At 57.3% G+C, this 16,234-nt stretch carries 17 protein-coding genes; 2 read left to right on the forward strand and 15 right to left on the reverse strand.

Features of this window, described 5'->3' with window-relative positions; all coding sequences use genetic code 11:
* From GJ1_RS09125 to GJ1_RS09180, 12 genes are all read right to left on the reverse strand, one after another.
* On the reverse strand, positions 1–750 hold the full coding sequence (locus GJ1_RS09125; protein WP_066231406.1) for a Stp1/IreP family PP2C-type Ser/Thr phosphatase: 750 nt from the start codon (positions 748–750) through the stop codon (positions 1–3).
* A 5-nt stretch (positions 751–755) separates the two neighbouring features.
* Positions 756–1,853 carry a dual-specificity RNA methyltransferase RlmN gene (gene rlmN, locus GJ1_RS09130; protein ID WP_066231409.1) on the reverse strand — a complete coding sequence of 366 codons (1,098 nt, stop codon included), beginning with the start codon at positions 1,851–1,853 and terminating at the stop codon, positions 756–758.
* A 4-nt stretch (positions 1,854–1,857) separates the two neighbouring features.
* Entirely contained in the window at positions 1,858–3,192 is a 1,335-nt protein-coding gene (rsmB, locus tag GJ1_RS09135) for a 16S rRNA (cytosine(967)-C(5))-methyltransferase RsmB (RefSeq protein WP_066231411.1), read from the reverse strand.
* Positions 3,179–4,138, reverse strand: a complete 960-nt coding sequence (gene fmt / locus GJ1_RS09140) for a methionyl-tRNA formyltransferase (RefSeq protein WP_066231414.1) — start codon at positions 4,136–4,138, stop codon at positions 3,179–3,181. The genes rsmB and fmt overlap by 14 nt, the downstream gene beginning before the upstream one ends.
* 6 nt (positions 4,139–4,144) lie before the next feature.
* Complete coding sequence (gene def / locus GJ1_RS09145) at positions 4,145–4,618, reverse strand: peptide deformylase (RefSeq protein ID WP_066231417.1); 474 nt, start codon at positions 4,616–4,618, stop codon at positions 4,145–4,147.
* 16 nt (positions 4,619–4,634) lie between these two features.
* Complete coding sequence (gene priA / locus GJ1_RS09150; protein ID WP_066231420.1) at positions 4,635–7,040, reverse strand: primosomal protein N'; 2,406 nt, start codon at positions 7,038–7,040, stop codon at positions 4,635–4,637.
* Positions 7,037–8,242: a bifunctional phosphopantothenoylcysteine decarboxylase/phosphopantothenate--cysteine ligase CoaBC gene (coaBC, locus tag GJ1_RS09155; protein WP_066231445.1), complete on the reverse strand. Its 1,206-nt coding sequence runs from the start codon at positions 8,240–8,242 to the stop codon at positions 7,037–7,039. Before coaBC ends, priA begins: the two co-directional genes overlap by 4 nt.
* 48 nt (positions 8,243–8,290) lie before the next feature.
* Positions 8,291–8,491: a DNA-directed RNA polymerase subunit omega gene (gene rpoZ / locus GJ1_RS09160; RefSeq protein ID WP_011230668.1), complete on the reverse strand. Its 201-nt coding sequence runs from the start codon at positions 8,489–8,491 to the stop codon at positions 8,291–8,293.
* Positions 8,492–8,493: 2 nt separating this feature from the next.
* Positions 8,494–9,111: a guanylate kinase gene (gene gmk / locus GJ1_RS09165; protein ID WP_083509982.1), complete on the reverse strand. Its 618-nt coding sequence runs from the start codon at positions 9,109–9,111 to the stop codon at positions 8,494–8,496.
* Between the two features lie 11 nt (positions 9,112–9,122).
* Positions 9,123–9,386 (reverse strand): extracellular matrix/biofilm regulator RemA, encoded by a 264-nt coding sequence (remA, locus tag GJ1_RS09170; RefSeq protein WP_011230666.1) that lies wholly within the window; start codon positions 9,384–9,386, stop codon positions 9,123–9,125.
* Between the two features lie 56 nt (positions 9,387–9,442).
* Positions 9,443–10,318 carry a YicC/YloC family endoribonuclease gene (locus tag GJ1_RS09175; protein ID WP_066231425.1) on the reverse strand — a complete coding sequence of 292 codons (876 nt, stop codon included), beginning with the start codon at positions 10,316–10,318 and terminating at the stop codon, positions 9,443–9,445.
* Positions 10,319–10,401: 83 nt separating this feature from the next.
* Positions 10,402–13,074 carry a cation-translocating P-type ATPase gene (locus GJ1_RS09180; protein WP_066231429.1) on the reverse strand — a complete coding sequence of 891 codons (2,673 nt, stop codon included), beginning with the start codon at positions 13,072–13,074 and terminating at the stop codon, positions 10,402–10,404.
* Positions 13,075–13,371: 297 nt separating this feature from the next.
* Between GJ1_RS09180 and GJ1_RS09185 the strand changes: the two genes are divergently transcribed.
* Together GJ1_RS09185 and GJ1_RS09190 are read left to right on the forward strand one after the other, a co-directional pair.
* On the forward strand, positions 13,372–15,111 hold the full coding sequence (locus tag GJ1_RS09185) for an Rqc2 family fibronectin-binding protein (RefSeq protein ID WP_066231432.1): 1,740 nt from the start codon (positions 13,372–13,374) through the stop codon (positions 15,109–15,111).
* Between the two features lie 98 nt (positions 15,112–15,209).
* Positions 15,210–15,392 carry a small acid-soluble spore protein H gene (locus GJ1_RS09190; protein WP_066231435.1) on the forward strand — a complete coding sequence of 61 codons (183 nt, stop codon included), beginning with the start codon at positions 15,210–15,212 and terminating at the stop codon, positions 15,390–15,392.
* Between the two features lie 46 nt (positions 15,393–15,438).
* Here GJ1_RS09190 and GJ1_RS18650 read toward each other — a convergent pair whose 3' ends face one another.
* From GJ1_RS18650 to GJ1_RS09200, 3 genes are all read right to left on the reverse strand, one after another.
* Positions 15,439–15,582 carry a hypothetical protein gene (locus GJ1_RS18650; protein WP_167346102.1) on the reverse strand — a complete coding sequence of 48 codons (144 nt, stop codon included), beginning with the start codon at positions 15,580–15,582 and terminating at the stop codon, positions 15,439–15,441.
* Between the two features lie 80 nt (positions 15,583–15,662).
* The gene (locus GJ1_RS09195; RefSeq protein WP_066231437.1) at positions 15,663–16,031 is read right to left on the reverse strand and encodes a VOC family protein; all 369 of its coding nucleotides are present in this window, start codon (positions 16,029–16,031) and stop codon (positions 15,663–15,665) included.
* On the reverse strand, positions 16,028–16,234 hold a 207-nt coding region (locus GJ1_RS09200), incomplete at its 5' end, for a YhfC family glutamic-type intramembrane protease (protein WP_157068366.1). The genes GJ1_RS09195 and GJ1_RS09200, both read right to left, overlap by 4 nt.

Raw genomic sequence — 16,234 nt, forward strand, 5'->3', positions numbered from 1 at the left:
TCACCCACCTTCACGTTCCGCTGAAACATCGATGACCGCCAGCGAAATGTTGTCTTCCCCGCCCCGCCCGTTGGCGAGCTCGATAAGCGCCTCCGCCTTCTCTTCCAGCGTGCCGTCCCCCGTCAAAATATGTATCATATCCGCTTCCGGCACCTTGTTGGACAACCCGTCTGAACATAACAACAACATATCGCCATCGTCGACCGCCACCGTTTTGACGTCGATTTTCACCGCCGGCTCTGTGCCAAGCGCCCGCAGCAGCACGTTTTTGCGCGGATGATGCTCGGCGGCCTCTTTGGAAAGCTGCCCGCTTTTGACAAGCTCATTGACCAACGAGTGGTCATCCGTCAGCTGCTGAATTCCTCTTTGGTTGAGCACGTAGCAGCGGCTGTCGCCGATATGGGCAACCGTCGCAAACGGACCAGCGCAAACAGCAGCGACGATCGTCGTCCCCATTCCTTGACATTCTGGGTGGGAAAGGGCATGGCGAAACAATTGCTCGTTCGCCGCGGCAATATGCGTTTGAAGCCATTGCTCCGCCTCGGTCGGCGAAGCAAGGTGATTTTCTTTCTCCCATTGCTCCTGCAAATACGCCACCGCCATGGAGCTCGCCACGTCGCCGGCGCGATGGCCGCCCATCCCGTCGGCGACGACGGCCAAATATTGGCCGCTTTGATTGACAAATACGCCGCCGCTGTCTTCGTTATGCTCGCGAATTTGGCCGATGTCGGTTCGGAAAACGGCTCGCATCCGACTCACCTCGTCTCCTCTTTTCGCTCCTTCGCGCGAAGCTGTCCGCAGGCGGCATCGATGTCGTGTCCATGTTCGCGGCGAATGGTTACGTTGATTCCATGTTTTTTCAACGCCCGTTCAAAGGCGAAAATTTGGCTGCGCGGCGTGCGCACATAGTTGCGCTCCGGCACGTAGTTGACCGGAATCAAATTCACATGGCATTTCAGCCCTTTAATCAGCTCGGCCAACTGCTCGGCGTGCTCAAGCTGGTCGTTCACCCCGCCGAACAGCCCATATTCAAACGTCACGCGCCGCCCGGTTTTTTCAATGTAATACCGAACCGCCTCCATCAGCTTGGGCAGCGGATACGCTTTATTGATCGGCATGAGTTTTGTTCGCAACTCATTCGTCGGCGCATGCAAGGAAATGGCAAAGTTGATTTGCATCCCTTCATCGGCAAATTGGTAAATTTTCGGGATGATGCCGCTCGTCGAAACAGTAATATGCCGGGCGCCAATGTTCAACCCTTTTGGGTGGTTGACGATGTGTAAAAACTTGATGAGCGCATCGTAGTTGTCAAACGGCTCGCCGATGCCCATGACGACGATGCTGCTGACGCGCTCATTCGTTTCATCGAGCGCTTTTTGTACGTGCACGACTTGGGCGACGATTTCGCCCGCCTCCAAATGGCGCTTCAGACCGCCGAGCGTGGAAGCGCAAAACGTGCAGCCGATGCGGCAGCCGACTTGCGTCGTGACGCACACCGAATTGCCGTAGTTATGGCGCATAAGCACCGTCTCGATCGAATAGCCGTCATGAAGCTCAAACAAAAATTTGATCGTCCCGTCTTTGGACGTTTGCTTGACAACCGTCTTTAACGTCGTGATCGAGAACGACGCAGCCAGCTGTTCGCGCAGCCGCTTCGGCAAATTCGTCATGTCGGCAAAATCGGTGACGCGGTTTTTATACAGCCACTCGTAAATTTGCGTGGCGCGAAACGGCTTTTCGCCTTGAGCGACAAGCCATTCCTTCAATTCGTCTAGCGTGAGCGAATAAATCGATGGCAACGGAGGCTGCGTTTCACCGACAAAGCGGCGGGCAGCCGGACGAACCATTTCCATGCTTTTACACCTTCTTTCGCAGTCGGGCGATAAAAAACCCGTCAGAGTCAAAATGATGCGGCAGCAGCTGAAGCATGCCGCCTTTCACATGCGGCCGCACCGGCTCCGGCAGCCGCTCAGCAAGGCGGTCATCGAGGGAAAAATCGGGATGATCGGCTAAAAAGCGGGCGACGGCCTCTTCGTTTTCCTCGCGCTCCACGGTGCATGTGCTGTAGACAAGCGTGCCGCCTTTTTTCAAAAGCGGAGCGGCCGCCCGCAAAATGGCTTGCTGCACCTCAACGAGCGCCGCGACATCCTCTTTCCCCTTCGTGTATTTGATCTCCGGTTTGCGGCGAATGACGCCAAATCCAGTGCATGGGGCATCGACTAAAATGCGGTCGAACGACTCCGGAGCGAACTGTTCCCCAAGCCGACGGCTGTCAAGGGCGAGTGTTTTGATGTTCCCAAAGCCGAGCCTTTGCGCCTGCTGTTCAATGAGCTTTATTTTATGCTCATGAATATCGACGGCGACGACTTCGCCGCGCCCGTCCATCCGCTCAGCGATATGGGTCGTTTTTCCGCCCGGCGCCGCGCAGCAGTCAAGCACTCGCTCGCCAGGGGCTGGGTCGAGCGCTCGGGCGACAAGCATCGAGCTTTCGTCTTGAATCGTCAGCCAACCGGCGTGAAACGCCTCCGTATGAGCCAAATTCCCTTTTTCCGCGCGAATGGCCTCGGGCGCGATACGACCGCGGCTGGCCTCCACCCCTTCGCCGCGCAGCCGCTTAAGCGCTTCTTCGACGGTCGCGCGCAGCCGGTTGACGCGGGCCGTTGATTGCGGCGGGCGCAAGTTCATCTCACACATGCGCGCCGCGTCTTCATAACCGTATTGCTTGATCCAGCGCCGGACGAGCCACTCCGGATGGCTGGTGGCAAGGGCGAGCCGCTTGCCAACGTCACCAACAGCCTCTATCGATGGCAGCCCTTCGCGGCCGATCGTGCGCAATACGCCGTTTACGAGCGACGCGATGCCGCGATGGCCTCGGCGCTTGGCGATTTCGACCGCTTCAAACACAGCGGCGCGGTCGGGGACGCGGTCCAAATAGACCATTTGGTACAGCGTCAACCGAAGAAGCACGCGCACCCACGGCTCAATCCGGCGCGCCTTGCGCAAAAACGGCGCCAAATAATAGTCGAGCGTGTCGCGCCGCTGCACCGTGCCGTACACAATTTCCGTCAGCAGCGCCGCATCGCGGCTGTCGAGATGCCCTTGGCGAATGGCGTCGTTCAGTTCGAGATGGCTGTATGCTCCTTTTTGTTCAATAGCCAACAGCGTATCTAAAGCAAGTTCACGTACGTTCATGATCCTCTCCTAACTTCATGCCGACCGCCAGCCGGCTGCCGGCGCCGCGCAAAAATTCACCCGCCGCCATCCGCTTTTTGCCGGCCGGCTGCAGTTCGGTGATGCGAATGGCCGTCTCATTGCCGGTGGCAACAACAATGCCGTTTTCCTCAAGCGCCAAAATCGTACCCGGCGGCGCCGAACAGGGCGCCGGCACTTTTTCGCCCCACCAAATTTTCCAAATATTCCCCTCGTGTGTGGTATACGTCACCGGCCACGGATGGAAGGCGCGGATATGATTGTAAATGGCTTCGCCGGGCTGCGTCCAATCGATCCGCTCCTGCTCGCGGCGAATGTTCGGCGCGTACGTCGCCTTCTCCTCCTCTTGAGGGATGGAGGTGAGACGGCCTTCCAACAGCAGTGGAAGGGTCTCCGACAATAGTTTAGCCCCGGCGGCGCTCAATTTATCATGGAGGGTGCCGACCGTATCCGTCTCTTCAATCGGCACTTCGACCTGCGCCAGCATGTCGCCGGCATCCAGCCGCTCCACCATGTACATGATCGTGACGCCTGTTTTCGTTTTTCCTTGCCAAATCGCATAATGGATCGGCGCCCCGCCGCGCAGTTCCGGAAGAAGCGAAGCGTGGACGTTGATGCAGCCGTATTTCGGCGCCTCAAGCAGCACCTTTGGCAAAATTTGTCCATACGCTGCCGTGACAATCAAATCGGGCGCAAACGCCAGCACTTGTTCATACTGCTCCGGTTCGCGGATTTTCGTCGGCTGCAGCACCGGGATGCCGTGGCGCACCGCTTCCACTTTCACCGGGGGTGGCACGAGCTCGCGCTTTCGCCCTTTCGGCTTATCCGGCTGGGTGACGACCGCTGCCACGCGGTAGCCGTCATGAAGAAGCTGGCGCAAAATCGGCACAGCAAAGTCAGGCGTTCCCATAAACACAATGTTCGTCATCCGCATCTATCCTTCCAGTTCTTCAAGATCGCAATATCGAACCACTTTCGAAGTAAACAAAACGCCGCGCAAATGGTCAATTTCATGCTGCAGGGCGCGCGCCAAAAAACCGGTCGCGGAAAGCACAAACGGGCGGCCGCGCCGGTTTTGCGCCCGCACTTTCACAAATTTCGCGCGCGGCACTTCGCCAAACAAACCGGGAAAGCTCAAACAGCCTTCCACATCCACTTGTTCACCGCGCGCCTCGATCACGACCGGGTTGATCAGCTCGATCCGACCGTGTTCATCACCGACATCGATGACAGCGATCTGTTCGGCGACGCCGATTTGCGGGGCGGCTAGGCCCACCCCGTCAGCGGCAAGCATCGTTTCATACATATCGTCAAGCAGCCGCCCAAGCCGACGGTCAAACGCCGTCACCGGCGCGCACGGCCGCTCCAAAATCGGATCAGGATACGTGACAATCGGCAAAACAGACAATGTCATTCCTCCAAGTTCACATCATCATATATGGGTTTGTATCAATGGTGACCATCACTCCGCCATGGGCGGCATCGGCTTGGTAGCGGTCGATGACCGCTTTGAGCGCCGCGGTCAAATTCGGCTCCCGTTTGTATTTTATCATGCATTGGTAGCGATATCTATCATGAAGGCGGGCGATCGGCGAGGCGACCGGGCCGAGGACGACCGCTTCCTTTGACAACTGCTTGCGCAAATAGGCGGCGATCTTTTCTGCCGCTTTGGCTGCGGTTGGCGCCTCTTCGTGGGCGGCGGTAATGAGCGTCAAATAATAGTACGGCGGATAGCCGTGCGCTTTGCGCAGCTCCATCTCCCGCTGGTAAAAGGCGCGGTAGTCGTGGCGGGCGGCCAATTCAATGCTGTAGTGGTCAGGCGTATACGTCTGAATGATCACTTCGCCGGGCAGCTCATGCCGTCCGGCGCGCCCGCTCACTTGCGTCAACAGCTGAAACGTTTTTTCCGCGGCGCGGAAATCGGGCAAATGAAGCATCGTGTCGGCCGCCAGCACACCAACAAGCGTGACGTTCGGAAAATCAAGCCCTTTGGCGATCATTTGCGTGCCGAGCAAAATATCGGCTTCCTTGGCGGCAAAACGGGAAAGCAGCTCTTCATGCGCCCCTTTGCGGCCGGTCGTATCGACATCCATGCGGATGACCCGCGCTTTCGGCAGCAACCTCGTCAGTTCTTCTTCCACTTTTTGCGTGCCGGTCCCGAAAAAGCGGATATGTTCGCTTCCGCACGACGGACAGCGGGGGACAAGCGGCTCTTCATGCCCGCAATAATGGCATTTCATCCGCTCGCCGGCGCGATGGTACGTCAGCGAAATGTCGCAGTGCGGACAGCGGATGACATAGCCGCAGCTGCGGCACATGACAAACGTCGAATAACCGCGTCGATTCAACAGCAACACTGCCTGCTCGCCGCGCTCAAGCCGGCGGCGCAATTCGTCAAGCAATCGGCGCGAAAACATCGAACGGTTGCCGCTTCGCAGCTCCTCGCGCATATCGACGACATGAACGTCCGGCAGGCCGCGGTCGCTGATGCGCTCCGGCAGCTCGAGCAACTCGTACACCCCTTTGGCGGCGCGGGCGAACGTCTCAAGCGAGGGGGTGGCGCTGCCAAGCACGACCGGGCAGCTGTGGCGGCGAGCGCGGTAAATGGCGACATCGCGCGCGTGGTAGCGCGGCATTTCTTCTTGCTTATAGCTCGTCTCATGCTCCTCATCGATGATGATCATTCCCAAGTTTTCAAACGGGGCAAACACTGCCGATCGCGCCCCGACGACAAGCTGTACTTCTTTCCGGTGAATTTTCCGCCATTCGTCATATTTTTCGCCGACCGACAGCCCGCTGTGAAGCACCGCTACTTTCGAGCCGAACCGGCTTTTGAAGCGCTCGACCATTTGCGGCGTCAGCGAAATTTCCGGAACAAGAACGATCGCTTCCTTTCCTTGGTGCAGCACTTCATCGATCGCCTGCATATACACTTCCGTCTTCCCGCTGCCGGTGACGCCATACAGCAAAAACGTGCGATGCTCCCCGGCGCGCACCGAAGCGGCGATCTTCGTCAACGCCGCCTTTTGCGCTTGGGTGAGCGCCGGCGGCTCGCTCGGCTGAAAGGTGCGATGCTCGTACGGGTCGCGGTACACCTCGACATCGTTCAGCACCACAAATCCTTTGTCGACGAGCGCTTTCAGCGGCGCTGAGGAGACGCTAAGCGCCGTCTGCAGTTCGGCAACCGGCGCCGCTTCCCCTTTTTCAAGCAAAAAGGAAAGCACCTCTTTTTGCCTTGCCGGCAGCGACCCGAGCTCCTGTTTCGCTTGTTCCGATGGAATGGCAAGAGCGGCGTGCTTCACCGTTTTCTTGCCCGCTTTTTCTTTCACCTTGTAGACCGCCTCGAGCACGCCCTGTTGCACCGCTTTTTGCGCCGCCCGCCATAAACCGGACTCCTCCACCTCTTTCCAAGGGGCTTCCGTCCGCCCGGCAAACAGCGGCTTTACCTCATCCGGCAACCTCCCTCTCTTCTCTTCATCCGCCAAGCGGAGCGTTTTTTCATATTTCGCCCGCATCGCCGCCGGCAGCATCGCCTGGTACGCCGAGATGGCGAAACAGAGCGTCGTTTCTGTTAAATAGCGGCCAAGATCCAGCAGCTCTTCGTTTAACACCGGCACGACATCAAGCACATGCTCAATCGGTTTCAGTTGTTTGATGTCGGAATGGTCTTTCACCTCGACGACAAACCCTTGCAAGCGCCGCGCCCCAAACGGCACCGTCACCCGCATGCCCGGCTGGATGACGCCTTGCCAGCGCTCCGGGATCGCATAATCGAACGGGCGGTCCGTCTGCCGGGACGGGACATCGACAATCACGGATGCGACTTTCATCGAATCGCCTCGATGTACGCGTGAATTTCTTTTAAAATTTCCTCGGCCGCCTCGCGTTTCGTCATGAGCGGCAGCGGCCGGACGACGCCGTCGCGGCGGAAGATGGTGACGATGTTCGTATCGCCGGCAAACCCTGCCCCTTCTTCGGTGACATTGTTGGCGACGACCATATCGAGCCGCTTTTCTTCAAGTTTTTTTAACGCATACTGCTCAAGGTTGTCCGTCTCAGCGGCAAATCCAACCAAAATCTGCCCCGTTTTCCGCTCGCCAAGCGCCTTCAAAATATCGACCGTCCGCTCCATCTCAACGACATAACCGCCCGGCTGCTTTTTAATTTTGGAAGCCGCGACATATTTCGGCCGATAATCGGCGACCGCCGCCGCCTTGATCACGATGTCCGTTTCCGCAAACCGAGACAAAACCGCTTCATACATTTCTTCCGCCGATTCAACCGCCACCGTCTCGACGCCATCGGGCGATGGGAGCGCCGTCGGTCCGGAGACGAGCGTCACCGAAGCGCCGAAGCGGGCCGCCGCTTCGGCGATGGCGTAGCCCATTTTTCCGCTCGAATAGTTGGAAAAATAGCGGACTGGATCGAGCCGCTCCCGCGTCGGCCCAGCGGTGACAAGCACACGCTTCCCGCGAAACAGCGGCGGATCGCCTGCAAAAAAGCGCTCGATATGGGCGATGATTTTCTCCGGCTCCTCCAGCCGCCCTTTGCCGATGTAGCCGCACGCCAAGTAGCCTTCCGATGGTTCGATGAACCGATAGCCGAACCGGTGCAGCGTTTCAATGTTCGCCCGAACGGCCGGATGCTCGTACATATGGACGTTCATCGCCGGGGCGATCCAGACGGGCGCTTTCGTCGCCAAAATCGTCGTTGTCACCATGTTGTCGGCGATGCCGGCGGCCAGCTTCGCAATCGTATTGGCCGTCGCCGGTGCGACCAGCACGAGATCGGCCCAGTCCGCCAAATCGATATGGGCGATGACGGCAGGGTTGTTCTCGGCAAACGTATCGACATACACTTCCTGGCGCGACAATGCTTGAAACGTGAGCGGTGTAATGAACTGGCACGCCCCTTCCGTCATGATCACTTTCACTTCCGCGCCGCGCTGGGTGAGCTGGCTCGTGAGCGCCGCCGCCTTGTACGCCGCCACCCCGCCGGTCACACAAAGCAAAATATGTTTCCCCTTGATCATGTTGGCCACCCCCGACATTGAAAAAAATAACAACCTAAAGCTAGGTTGTTATTTTTCCTCTTCCACTAATTCGACCTTGTCACCGGCAATTTCCTCGAGCGCCTGGCCGACAAATTTTTTCGACACCGGCTTTTTCACCATCAGCTCCGCACCGTCCTGAAGCTCGCGCGCCCGTTTGGCCACCACCGTGACGAGCTTGTATTTCGAATCGACTTTTTGCATCAGCAAATCGATGGAAGGATACAGCATCGTCATTCCACCCCCAACATCCGTTTATATCGCTCGGCGACGCGTTCACGCCGGCAATGCTCAGCCGTGACGATCGCCTTGATCCGCTCGCAGGCGAGCTCCACTTCATCATTTTCCACGACATAGTCGTACTCGTCCATCATTTCAAGCTCCTCTTTCGCCGCCCGCAGCCGGTTTTCAATCAGCTCTTTCGACTCGGTGCCGCGCCCGATGATTCGCTTTTCAAGCTCCGTGAGGCTCGGCGGAGCAAGGAAGATAAAGAGCGCTTCCGGAAACGCCCGCCGCACTTTCATCGCTCCTTGCACTTCGATCTCTAAAAACACATCTTTCCCTTCGGCAAGCGTCTTCTCCACATAGTCAACCGGCGTCCCATAATAGTTGCCGACGTATTCCGCCCACTCGAGCAGCTTGTTTTCGCGGATCATTTGTTCAAACTGCTCGCGCGTCCGGAAGAAATAGTCGACGCCTTCCACTTCGCCTTCGCGCGGCGGACGCGTCGTGACCGACACCGAATAATGAAGATTGATGTCCGGCTGCGAAAACAGCGCCTTGCGCACCGTTCCTTTGCCAACGCCGGACGGACCCGACATGACGATCAACAACCCACGTTCGTTCTTCAACGCCCAAAACCCTACCCTTCCTCGGAGAAATCGTCGCTTCCATATAAGCGGTTCGCCACCGTTTCCGGCTGCACGGACGACAAAATGACGTGATCGCTGTCCATGATGATGACGGCGCGCGTCCTCCGACCGTGCGTCGCGTCAACGAGCTTGCCGCTTTCGCGCGCATCTTGAATGATTCGTTTGATCGGCGCCGAATCAGGGCTGACAATCGTAATGATGCGGGCGGCTGACACCATGTTTCCATACCCGATATTGATAAATTTCATCATCATGACACGCCCACCTGCCATATCCGATATTGTTGCCGCCAACAAGTCGTTTTAAACGGTTATTCCACGTTTTGCACTTGCTCGCGCATTTTCTCAAGCACGCTTTTCATCTCGACGACTTGCGCGGCAATCAAGCTGTCGTTTGCCTTGGCGCCGATCGTGTTGACTTCCCGGTTCAACTCTTGCACCAAAAAGTCGAGCTTCCTTCCGATCGGTTCGTCCATTTCTAAGGCGTCTGCCATTTGCGCCAAATGGCTGCGGATGCGTTTCAATTCCTCGTGAATGTCCGCCTTTTCAGCAAATACTGCCACTTCGGTGAGCAGGCGCGCCTCATCGACCGGAGCGGGCGCCCATTCGCGCAGGCGGCGTTCAAGCCGCTCACGGTATTGCTCGACGACGAGCGGCGCCCGCTGTTCAATGGCTTCCACCCCAGCTTCGACCTCATGAAGACGGGCGCGCAAATCCGCAGCAAGCGCCTCCCCTTCGCGCCGGCGCATGGCCGCAAGCGCTTTGGCCGCTTCCTCAACCGCAGCCAAAAGCAACGGCTCGACCTCCTCGTTCGCGCCTTCCTCTTCCACGACCTCAACCGCCCCGTCAAGCCGAAGCAAATCGGCCGCCGTCATGCCGCCGTCAACGGCAAATCGCTTTGCGGCTTCCTGCACTCCGGCCCAATACTGGCCGAGCAAATCCCAATCAATATGTACGTTCCGCTTCACAAGCCCTTCGCCGGCGATCGTGACGAACACTTCCACTTTTCCGCGCCGCACGTACGATGAAACTGCTTTTTTTATTTTATCCTCAAACACGAGCCATTGTCTAGGGAGGCGAATGGAAATTTCGCAAAACCGGTGGTTGACCGATTTCATTTCCACCGCTGCCATCAGGCGGTCCGTTTTTTTCACACTTGCGCCGAAGCCGGTCATGCTGTAAACCATATCATCACATCCGTTGCTGTCTTCTGATCAAAAAAGAAAAGGTCATAGAGCGCTTCTCTATCACCTTTTGATTATACCATATCCTATTTTCTCGAAAAAAGCGAGCCGGCAAACAAAAATGTCGGCAAGGCGGACAACCCCGTGATGAGCAGCCAATCGACCGCCGCGAGCGGCTTCGTATGGAACACCGAGGCAAGCGGCGGATAGTAGATGACGACCAAAAGCAATACAAGCGACACGGCCACCGCCGCGACAAGGTACATGTTCCCGAACGGATGGCGGTCAAAAATCGAACGGTCGCAGCGGCAATCAAACACATGGATCAATTGTGCCAACACCAACGTCGCAAACGCCGCCGTCTGGGCGTAAACGAGATCCTCGCCGCTCCGTTCATAGGCGGTCAGAAACGCGGCGAGCGTAACCACACCGATCAAAACGCCGCGGCTGATGATTTTCCAGCCGAGCCCGCGCGCGAACACCCCTTCATCAGGGCGCCGCGGCGGCCGCTTCATCACATTTTCTTCCGGCCGGTCAAGCCCGAGCGCCATCGCCGGCAAACCGTCGGTGACAAGATTGACCCATAAAATTTGAATCGGCACAAGCGGCAGCGGCAAGGCAAGCAGCATCGCAAACAACATGACGAGAATTTCCCCGACGTTCGAGGCCAGCAAGTAGCGGATAAACTTGCGAATGTTTTCGTAAATGTTACGTCCTTCTTCAATCGCCGCCTCAATCGTCGCAAAGTTGTCATCCAACAAAACGATCGACGCCGCCTCTTTCGCCACCTCCGTCCCCGACCGGCCCATGGCGACGCCGATATCAGCCGCTTTTAATGCCGGCGCATCGTTCACCCCGTCGCCGGTCATGGCGACAATATGGCCGCGCCGCTTGAAGGCGTTGACGATTTTCAGCTTATGCTCGGGAGCAACGCGGGCAAACACGTAAATCTCATCGACGGCGCGTTCCAATTCATCGACCGACAGCTTCGACAACGTCGCCCCGTCCATCACTTTGCCGCCAGGCGGCAGCACGCCAAGCTGTTTCGCGATCGCCGTCGCGGTCAACACGTGATCGCCGGTGATCATCACCGTTTTCATGCCCGCTTCTTTGCATCGCGCCACCGCCTGTTTCACCTCTGGGCGCGGCGGATCGATCATGCCAGCGACGCCGAGGAACCGAAGCTTTGTCTCCGCATCCTTCTCCGACTCGATCCGTTCTGTTTCCGCAAGCGGCCGATACGCGACGGCAATCGTGCGCAAGGCGGAAGACGCCATCTGGCGAATCGCCTTCTCGATCGCATCTTTCCACGCAGGCGTCAACACCTGCTCGCGGCCGTTCCATTCAAGGCGGTCCGCCCGCTCAAGCAGCACATCCGGCGCCCCTTTCGTCACGACAAACCGCCGTCCATCTCGACCGCGGACGATGACCGTCATCATTTTCCGCTCCGAATCAAACGGAAACTCCCGTTCGATCGTGTACTCACGCAAAAGCATTCCTTTTCCCATTCCAGCTTTGGCTGCCGCGACAAGCAGCGCCCCTTCGGTCGGATCGCCGTCGATATAGCGCCGCCCGCTTTCTTCTTTCAACTCCGAACGATTGCAAAGCACCCCCATCGTCAATAGGCGGGCGAGCTCGGGAACGCGGTTCGGATCAACCGTCCGGCCGCGTTCGGAAAACTCCCCGTCCGTTCCCAACCCGACGCCGCTTACCGTAAATGTCCGCCCGCCCGCCCATACTTGCGTGACGGTCATCATGTTTTCCGTCATCGTCCCCGTTTTGTCGGAACAAATGACCGAAGCGCAGCCGAGCGTTTCCACCGCCGGAAGTTTGCGGACGATGGCATTTCGTTTGATCATCCGCTGCACGCCAAGCGCCAATACAACCGTTACGATGGCCGGCAGCCCTTCCGGAATGGCCGCGACAGCGAGCGATACGCCAGCCAAAAACATTTCATACAAGTCGTGCCCTTGAACGACCCCGACTGCCACCACCGCCGCCGTCAGCGCCAATGCGACGACAAGCAAAATTTTCCCAAGCTGCTCGAGTCGGCGCTGCAACGGGGTTGTCCCCGCATCTGCCTCTTCGAGCATCGTCGCGATTTGTCCCATCGCGGTCTTCATCCCGGTGGCGATGACGATGCCAACCCCGCTTCCTCTTGTCACGAGCGTCCCCATAAACGCCATATTGTGCAAATCGCCCAACGACACCTGTTCCGTATGAAGCGGGGCAGCGGATTTGGCCACCGGCACCGATTCGCCCGTCAGCGCCGACTCCTCGATTTCCAGGCCGGCCGCCTCAATCAAGCGGACGTCGGCCCCGACCCGATCGCCGCTTGACAGCCTCACCACATCACCGACAACAAGCTCGCGCGCTGGGACTTTCACCCACCCGCCGTCACGCAACACAACCGCTTGCGGAGCGGACAACCGTTTTAAAGCGGCAAGCGACTTTTCCGCCCGCCGCTCCTGGATAAACCCCAGGATGGCGTTCATGATCACGATGACGACAATCGCCACCGCATCAACATACTCGCCTAAAAACGCGGAAATCACCGTCGCCAAAAGCAGCACAAGCACCATAAAATCTTGAAACTGGCGGAAAAAGACGACGATGGCCGACTCCGTCTTCCCTTCCGCCAGCTCGTTGCACCCGAACTGCCGCAGCCGTTTTTCCGCCTCCGCCGCAGTAAGCCCGGTCTTGACATTCGTCTTCGTCTCGTGCGCGACATCGCTTGCCGCGAGCGTATGCCATTGCATCTGTCTCCCCTCCGTCTCTCCGTCTTTTCGGCGCACTGTTTCTGCTTTTTTATGCTTATTCACCCCTGTCCGAAAAAATGACACTCATACAGCAACGTTTCGCAGTCTATGCCCCCGCTCTCCAAAATCGCGGTCTCGTATCACCCAACCGCACTCCCATCCCCTGTATGGGAGCGAATGCGGTTTTTGCTCCCCCCTCTTCTTTTTTTCGCACCATAAGCCGCCAACATGTTCACAACAGCGGATCGTATGGTAATATCGGAATAGCAGACAACCAAAATAGAAAGGTGTTTTCCCATGTCCTTTGACGGAGTGTTTACGTACGCCATTGTCGGTGAACTCAAAGAGGCGCTTGCGAGCGGGCGGATCACGAAAATCCACCAGCCGTCGGCGTATGAGATCGTCATGGTCGTGCGCGCCCGCGGCCATAACCATAAAGTGATGCTGTCGGCGCATCCGACGTACGCGCGCGTCCATTTGACAAACGAAACGTACGACAACCCGCCTGAGCCGCCGATGTTTTGCATGCGGCTGCGCAAACAGTTGGAAGGAAGCATCATCGAATCGGTCCGCCAAGTCGATTTTGACCGCATCATCGTCATGGACGTGAAAGGGCGCGACGAACTCGGCGACGTGCAGACGAAGCAACTCATCATTGAAGTGATGGGCCGCCATAGCAACATCATCTTAGTCGATGCGGCCGCCAACACGATCATCGACAGCCTGAAGCATTTGCCGCCATCGGTCAACCGCTACCGGACGGTGCTCCCCGGGCATCCGTACGTCGCACCACCGACGCACGGCAAGCTGAATCCGCTTGACGCGACGGAAGAAACGGTGCTGAAAAAAATCGACTTTCACGCCGGCAAGCTCGCCCATCAGCTCGTTTCCGCCTTCAGCGGCATTTCACCGCTATTCGCCAATGAAGCGGTGTTCCGCGCTGGCATCGCCAACCGGGCGACGCTGCCGAAAAGCTTTCTTTCGCTCATCGATGACGTGCGCCACCGCCGCTTTGCCCCGATGATGTACACGAACGGGGAAAAAGAATGGTTTTACGTTTTGCCGCTTGAGCACTTAAAAATAGAAGGCCAGCCATTTGCGAGCGCGAGCGAGCTATTGGACCGCTTTTATTTCGGCAAGGCCGAGCGCGACCGCGTCAAGCAGCAAGCCCATGACATCGAGCGGCTCATGGCGAACGAAAAAGCGAAAAACGAGAAAAAGCTCGCCAAACTCGAACAGACGCTTGAAGAAGCGAAACAAGCCGACACTTACCGGCTGTACGGCGAACTGCTCACCGCCCATTTGTACGCCGTCAAGCGCGGCATGACGGAAATCGAGGTCGTAAACTACTATGACGAAAACGGCGGGACGGTCACCATTCCGCTCGACCCGCAAAAATCGCCGGCCGAGAACGCGCAGCAGTACTTTCAAAAATACCAAAAAGCAAAAAACTCGCTCGCTGTCGTTCAAGAACAAATCGAGCGGACGAAAGAAGACATCGCCTATTGCGACACGATTTTAAGCCAGCTCGAAACCGCCTCGCCGAAAGACGTCGAGGAAATACGCGACGAGCTCATCGAACAAGGCTACTTGCGCCCGCGCGCGGCAAAAGGGGCGAAAAAGCGAAAAACCGCCGCGCCCGAGCTGGACCGCTACGTCGCAAGCGACGGCACGGAAATATTGGTCGGCAAAAACAACAAACAAAACGATTATCTCACGACAAAGCTGGCCCATAAGGACGATGTTTGGCTGCATGTGAAAAACATTCCCGGCTCGCACGTCGTCATCCGGAGCAAGCAACCGTCTGACGAGACGCTCTTGGAAGCGGCCAATCTCGCCGCCTACTTCAGCCAAGCCCGCCACTCCGGATCCGTGCCTGTCGACTACACGCGCATCCGCTACGTGAAAAAACCAAGCGGCGCCAAACCGGGGTTTGTCATTTACGAAAACGAGCAAACACTCTACGTCACCCCCGACGAAGAGCTCGTCCGCGCCATGAAACAGCGGCAAAAAGAACAAGCGGCGAAACCATCGTAAGTGCGACCAACATTTCATTTCCACCCTCGACCGCATGCATAGTCCAATCGCAGACATGTCATACTATACGTGTTATCGACAAAAAAGAGGTGTTGGAAATGGATGTCCGTCGAGCGCAAGAAATTGCGTCGTCGCCAGTGATGGCGAACGTCACGTACAATGGCCAGCGCATTTACATCGAACATGTCGACCAGCAAAAAGGCGTGGCGACGATCCACCCGCTTGACAACCCGAACCAAAAGCAAAGCGTGTCGGTCGCAAGCTTAGAAGAGCATTCGTAACGAAACAAGCGAGAGAAAGGAACCGCCCTTTCTCCCGCTTTTTCCCTTAGTCAGCCGTCAGCTCTTCCCGCTGTCTGTAGGCGTCTTGCACCGCTTGTTCCCTCATCGACGTCGACGCACGGCCTGCTGCTTTGGCGTCGACCGCGCGGGCGGGCTGCCCGTCGCGCTTGTTGTTCGGTTTCATTTTCATCGCGATCTCTCCTTTCGCCTCTAGCATGCCCCGAATGATGCGGCGAAAGAGCGGCCAACCCCTTCATCTAGAACACCGGTTTATTCGATTTTTTCCAACAACTCGATCCGGTTGTGAAACGGATCGCGAAACGAAAACCGCTTTACCCCCGGGATCGGTTTTTCGTCTTGCGTCGCGACGCCGCGCTCTTCCAAATAACGGCGCGCCGCTTCCACATCTTCCACTTCAAACGCCGGGTGGCTTTTGCTGTTATAGCCGCCGCGTTTTTCGGTCCCGATGTGAAGCTCGATATCCCCGACTTTGTACCAAAGTCCGCCGTTTCCTTTCAACGATTCCGGCTTTTCGATTTCTTGAAAACCAAGCACACCGGTGTAAAAAGCGCGCGCTTCGTCTTCGGCGCCAAATGGAATGCAAATTTGCACATGGTCAAGCCGTTTTACACGAATCATCGTTTCTCTCCTCCCCTTTCGAATGCCGGTTTCATGCGGCCAATGAATAAAACAGCGGCGACCGCCCAAATCAATAGCACCGCTTCCACCACCCAAACATTCGTGACGACTTTCACCTGATACAAGGCAGGAATAACATCCATCGCGGCGTGAAGCAAAATGGCGTACAGGACATAGCGGAATTGCCGCTTGCGCACCCCAAA

Origin of the sequence: Geobacillus jurassicus NBRC 107829 (assembly GCF_001544315.1) — a bacterium.
Classification (GTDB): Bacteria; Bacillota; Bacilli; order Bacillales; family Anoxybacillaceae; genus Geobacillus; species Geobacillus jurassicus.

Excerpts from the sequence above, each read along its gene's own strand:
- rpoZ (WP_011230668.1), bottom strand. The coding sequence starts at position 8,491 with ATGCTGTATCCTTCCATCGATTTGCTGATGCAAAAAGTCGATTCGAAA.
- remA (WP_011230666.1), bottom strand. The coding sequence starts at position 9,386 with ATGATGATGAAATTTATCAATATCGGGTATGGAAACATGGTGTCAGCC.
- priA (WP_066231420.1), bottom strand. The coding sequence starts at position 7,040 with ATGAAAGTCGCATCCGTGATTGTCGATGTCCCGTCCCGGCAGACGGAC.
- GJ1_RS09175 (WP_066231425.1), bottom strand. The coding sequence starts at position 10,318 with ATGGTTTACAGCATGACCGGCTTCGGCGCAAGTGTGAAAAAAACGGAC.
- fmt (WP_066231414.1), bottom strand. The coding sequence starts at position 4,138 with ATGACGAACATTGTGTTTATGGGAACGCCTGACTTTGCTGTGCCGATT.
- GJ1_RS09195 (WP_066231437.1), bottom strand. The coding sequence starts at position 16,031 with ATGATTCGTGTAAAACGGCTTGACCATGTGCAAATTTGCATTCCATTT.
- GJ1_RS09125 (WP_066231406.1), bottom strand. The coding sequence starts at position 750 with ATGCGAGCCGTTTTCCGAACCGACATCGGCCAAATTCGCGAGCATAAC.
- rsmB (WP_066231411.1), bottom strand. The coding sequence starts at position 3,192 with ATGAACGTACGTGAACTTGCTTTAGATACGCTGTTGGCTATTGAACAA.
- coaBC (WP_066231445.1), bottom strand. The coding sequence starts at position 8,242 with ATGATCAAGGGGAAACATATTTTGCTTTGTGTGACCGGCGGGGTGGCG.
- GJ1_RS09180 (WP_066231429.1), bottom strand. The coding sequence starts at position 13,074 with ATGCAATGGCATACGCTCGCGGCAAGCGATGTCGCGCACGAGACGAAG.
- GJ1_RS18650 (WP_167346102.1), bottom strand. The coding sequence starts at position 15,582 with ATGAAAATGAAACCGAACAACAAGCGCGACGGGCAGCCCGCCCGCGCG.
- rlmN (WP_066231409.1), bottom strand. The coding sequence starts at position 1,853 with ATGGAAATGGTTCGTCCGGCTGCCCGCCGCTTTGTCGGTGAAACGCAG.
- GJ1_RS09185 (WP_066231432.1), top strand. The coding sequence starts at position 13,372 with ATGTCCTTTGACGGAGTGTTTACGTACGCCATTGTCGGTGAACTCAAA.
- GJ1_RS09190 (WP_066231435.1), top strand. The coding sequence starts at position 15,210 with ATGGATGTCCGTCGAGCGCAAGAAATTGCGTCGTCGCCAGTGATGGCG.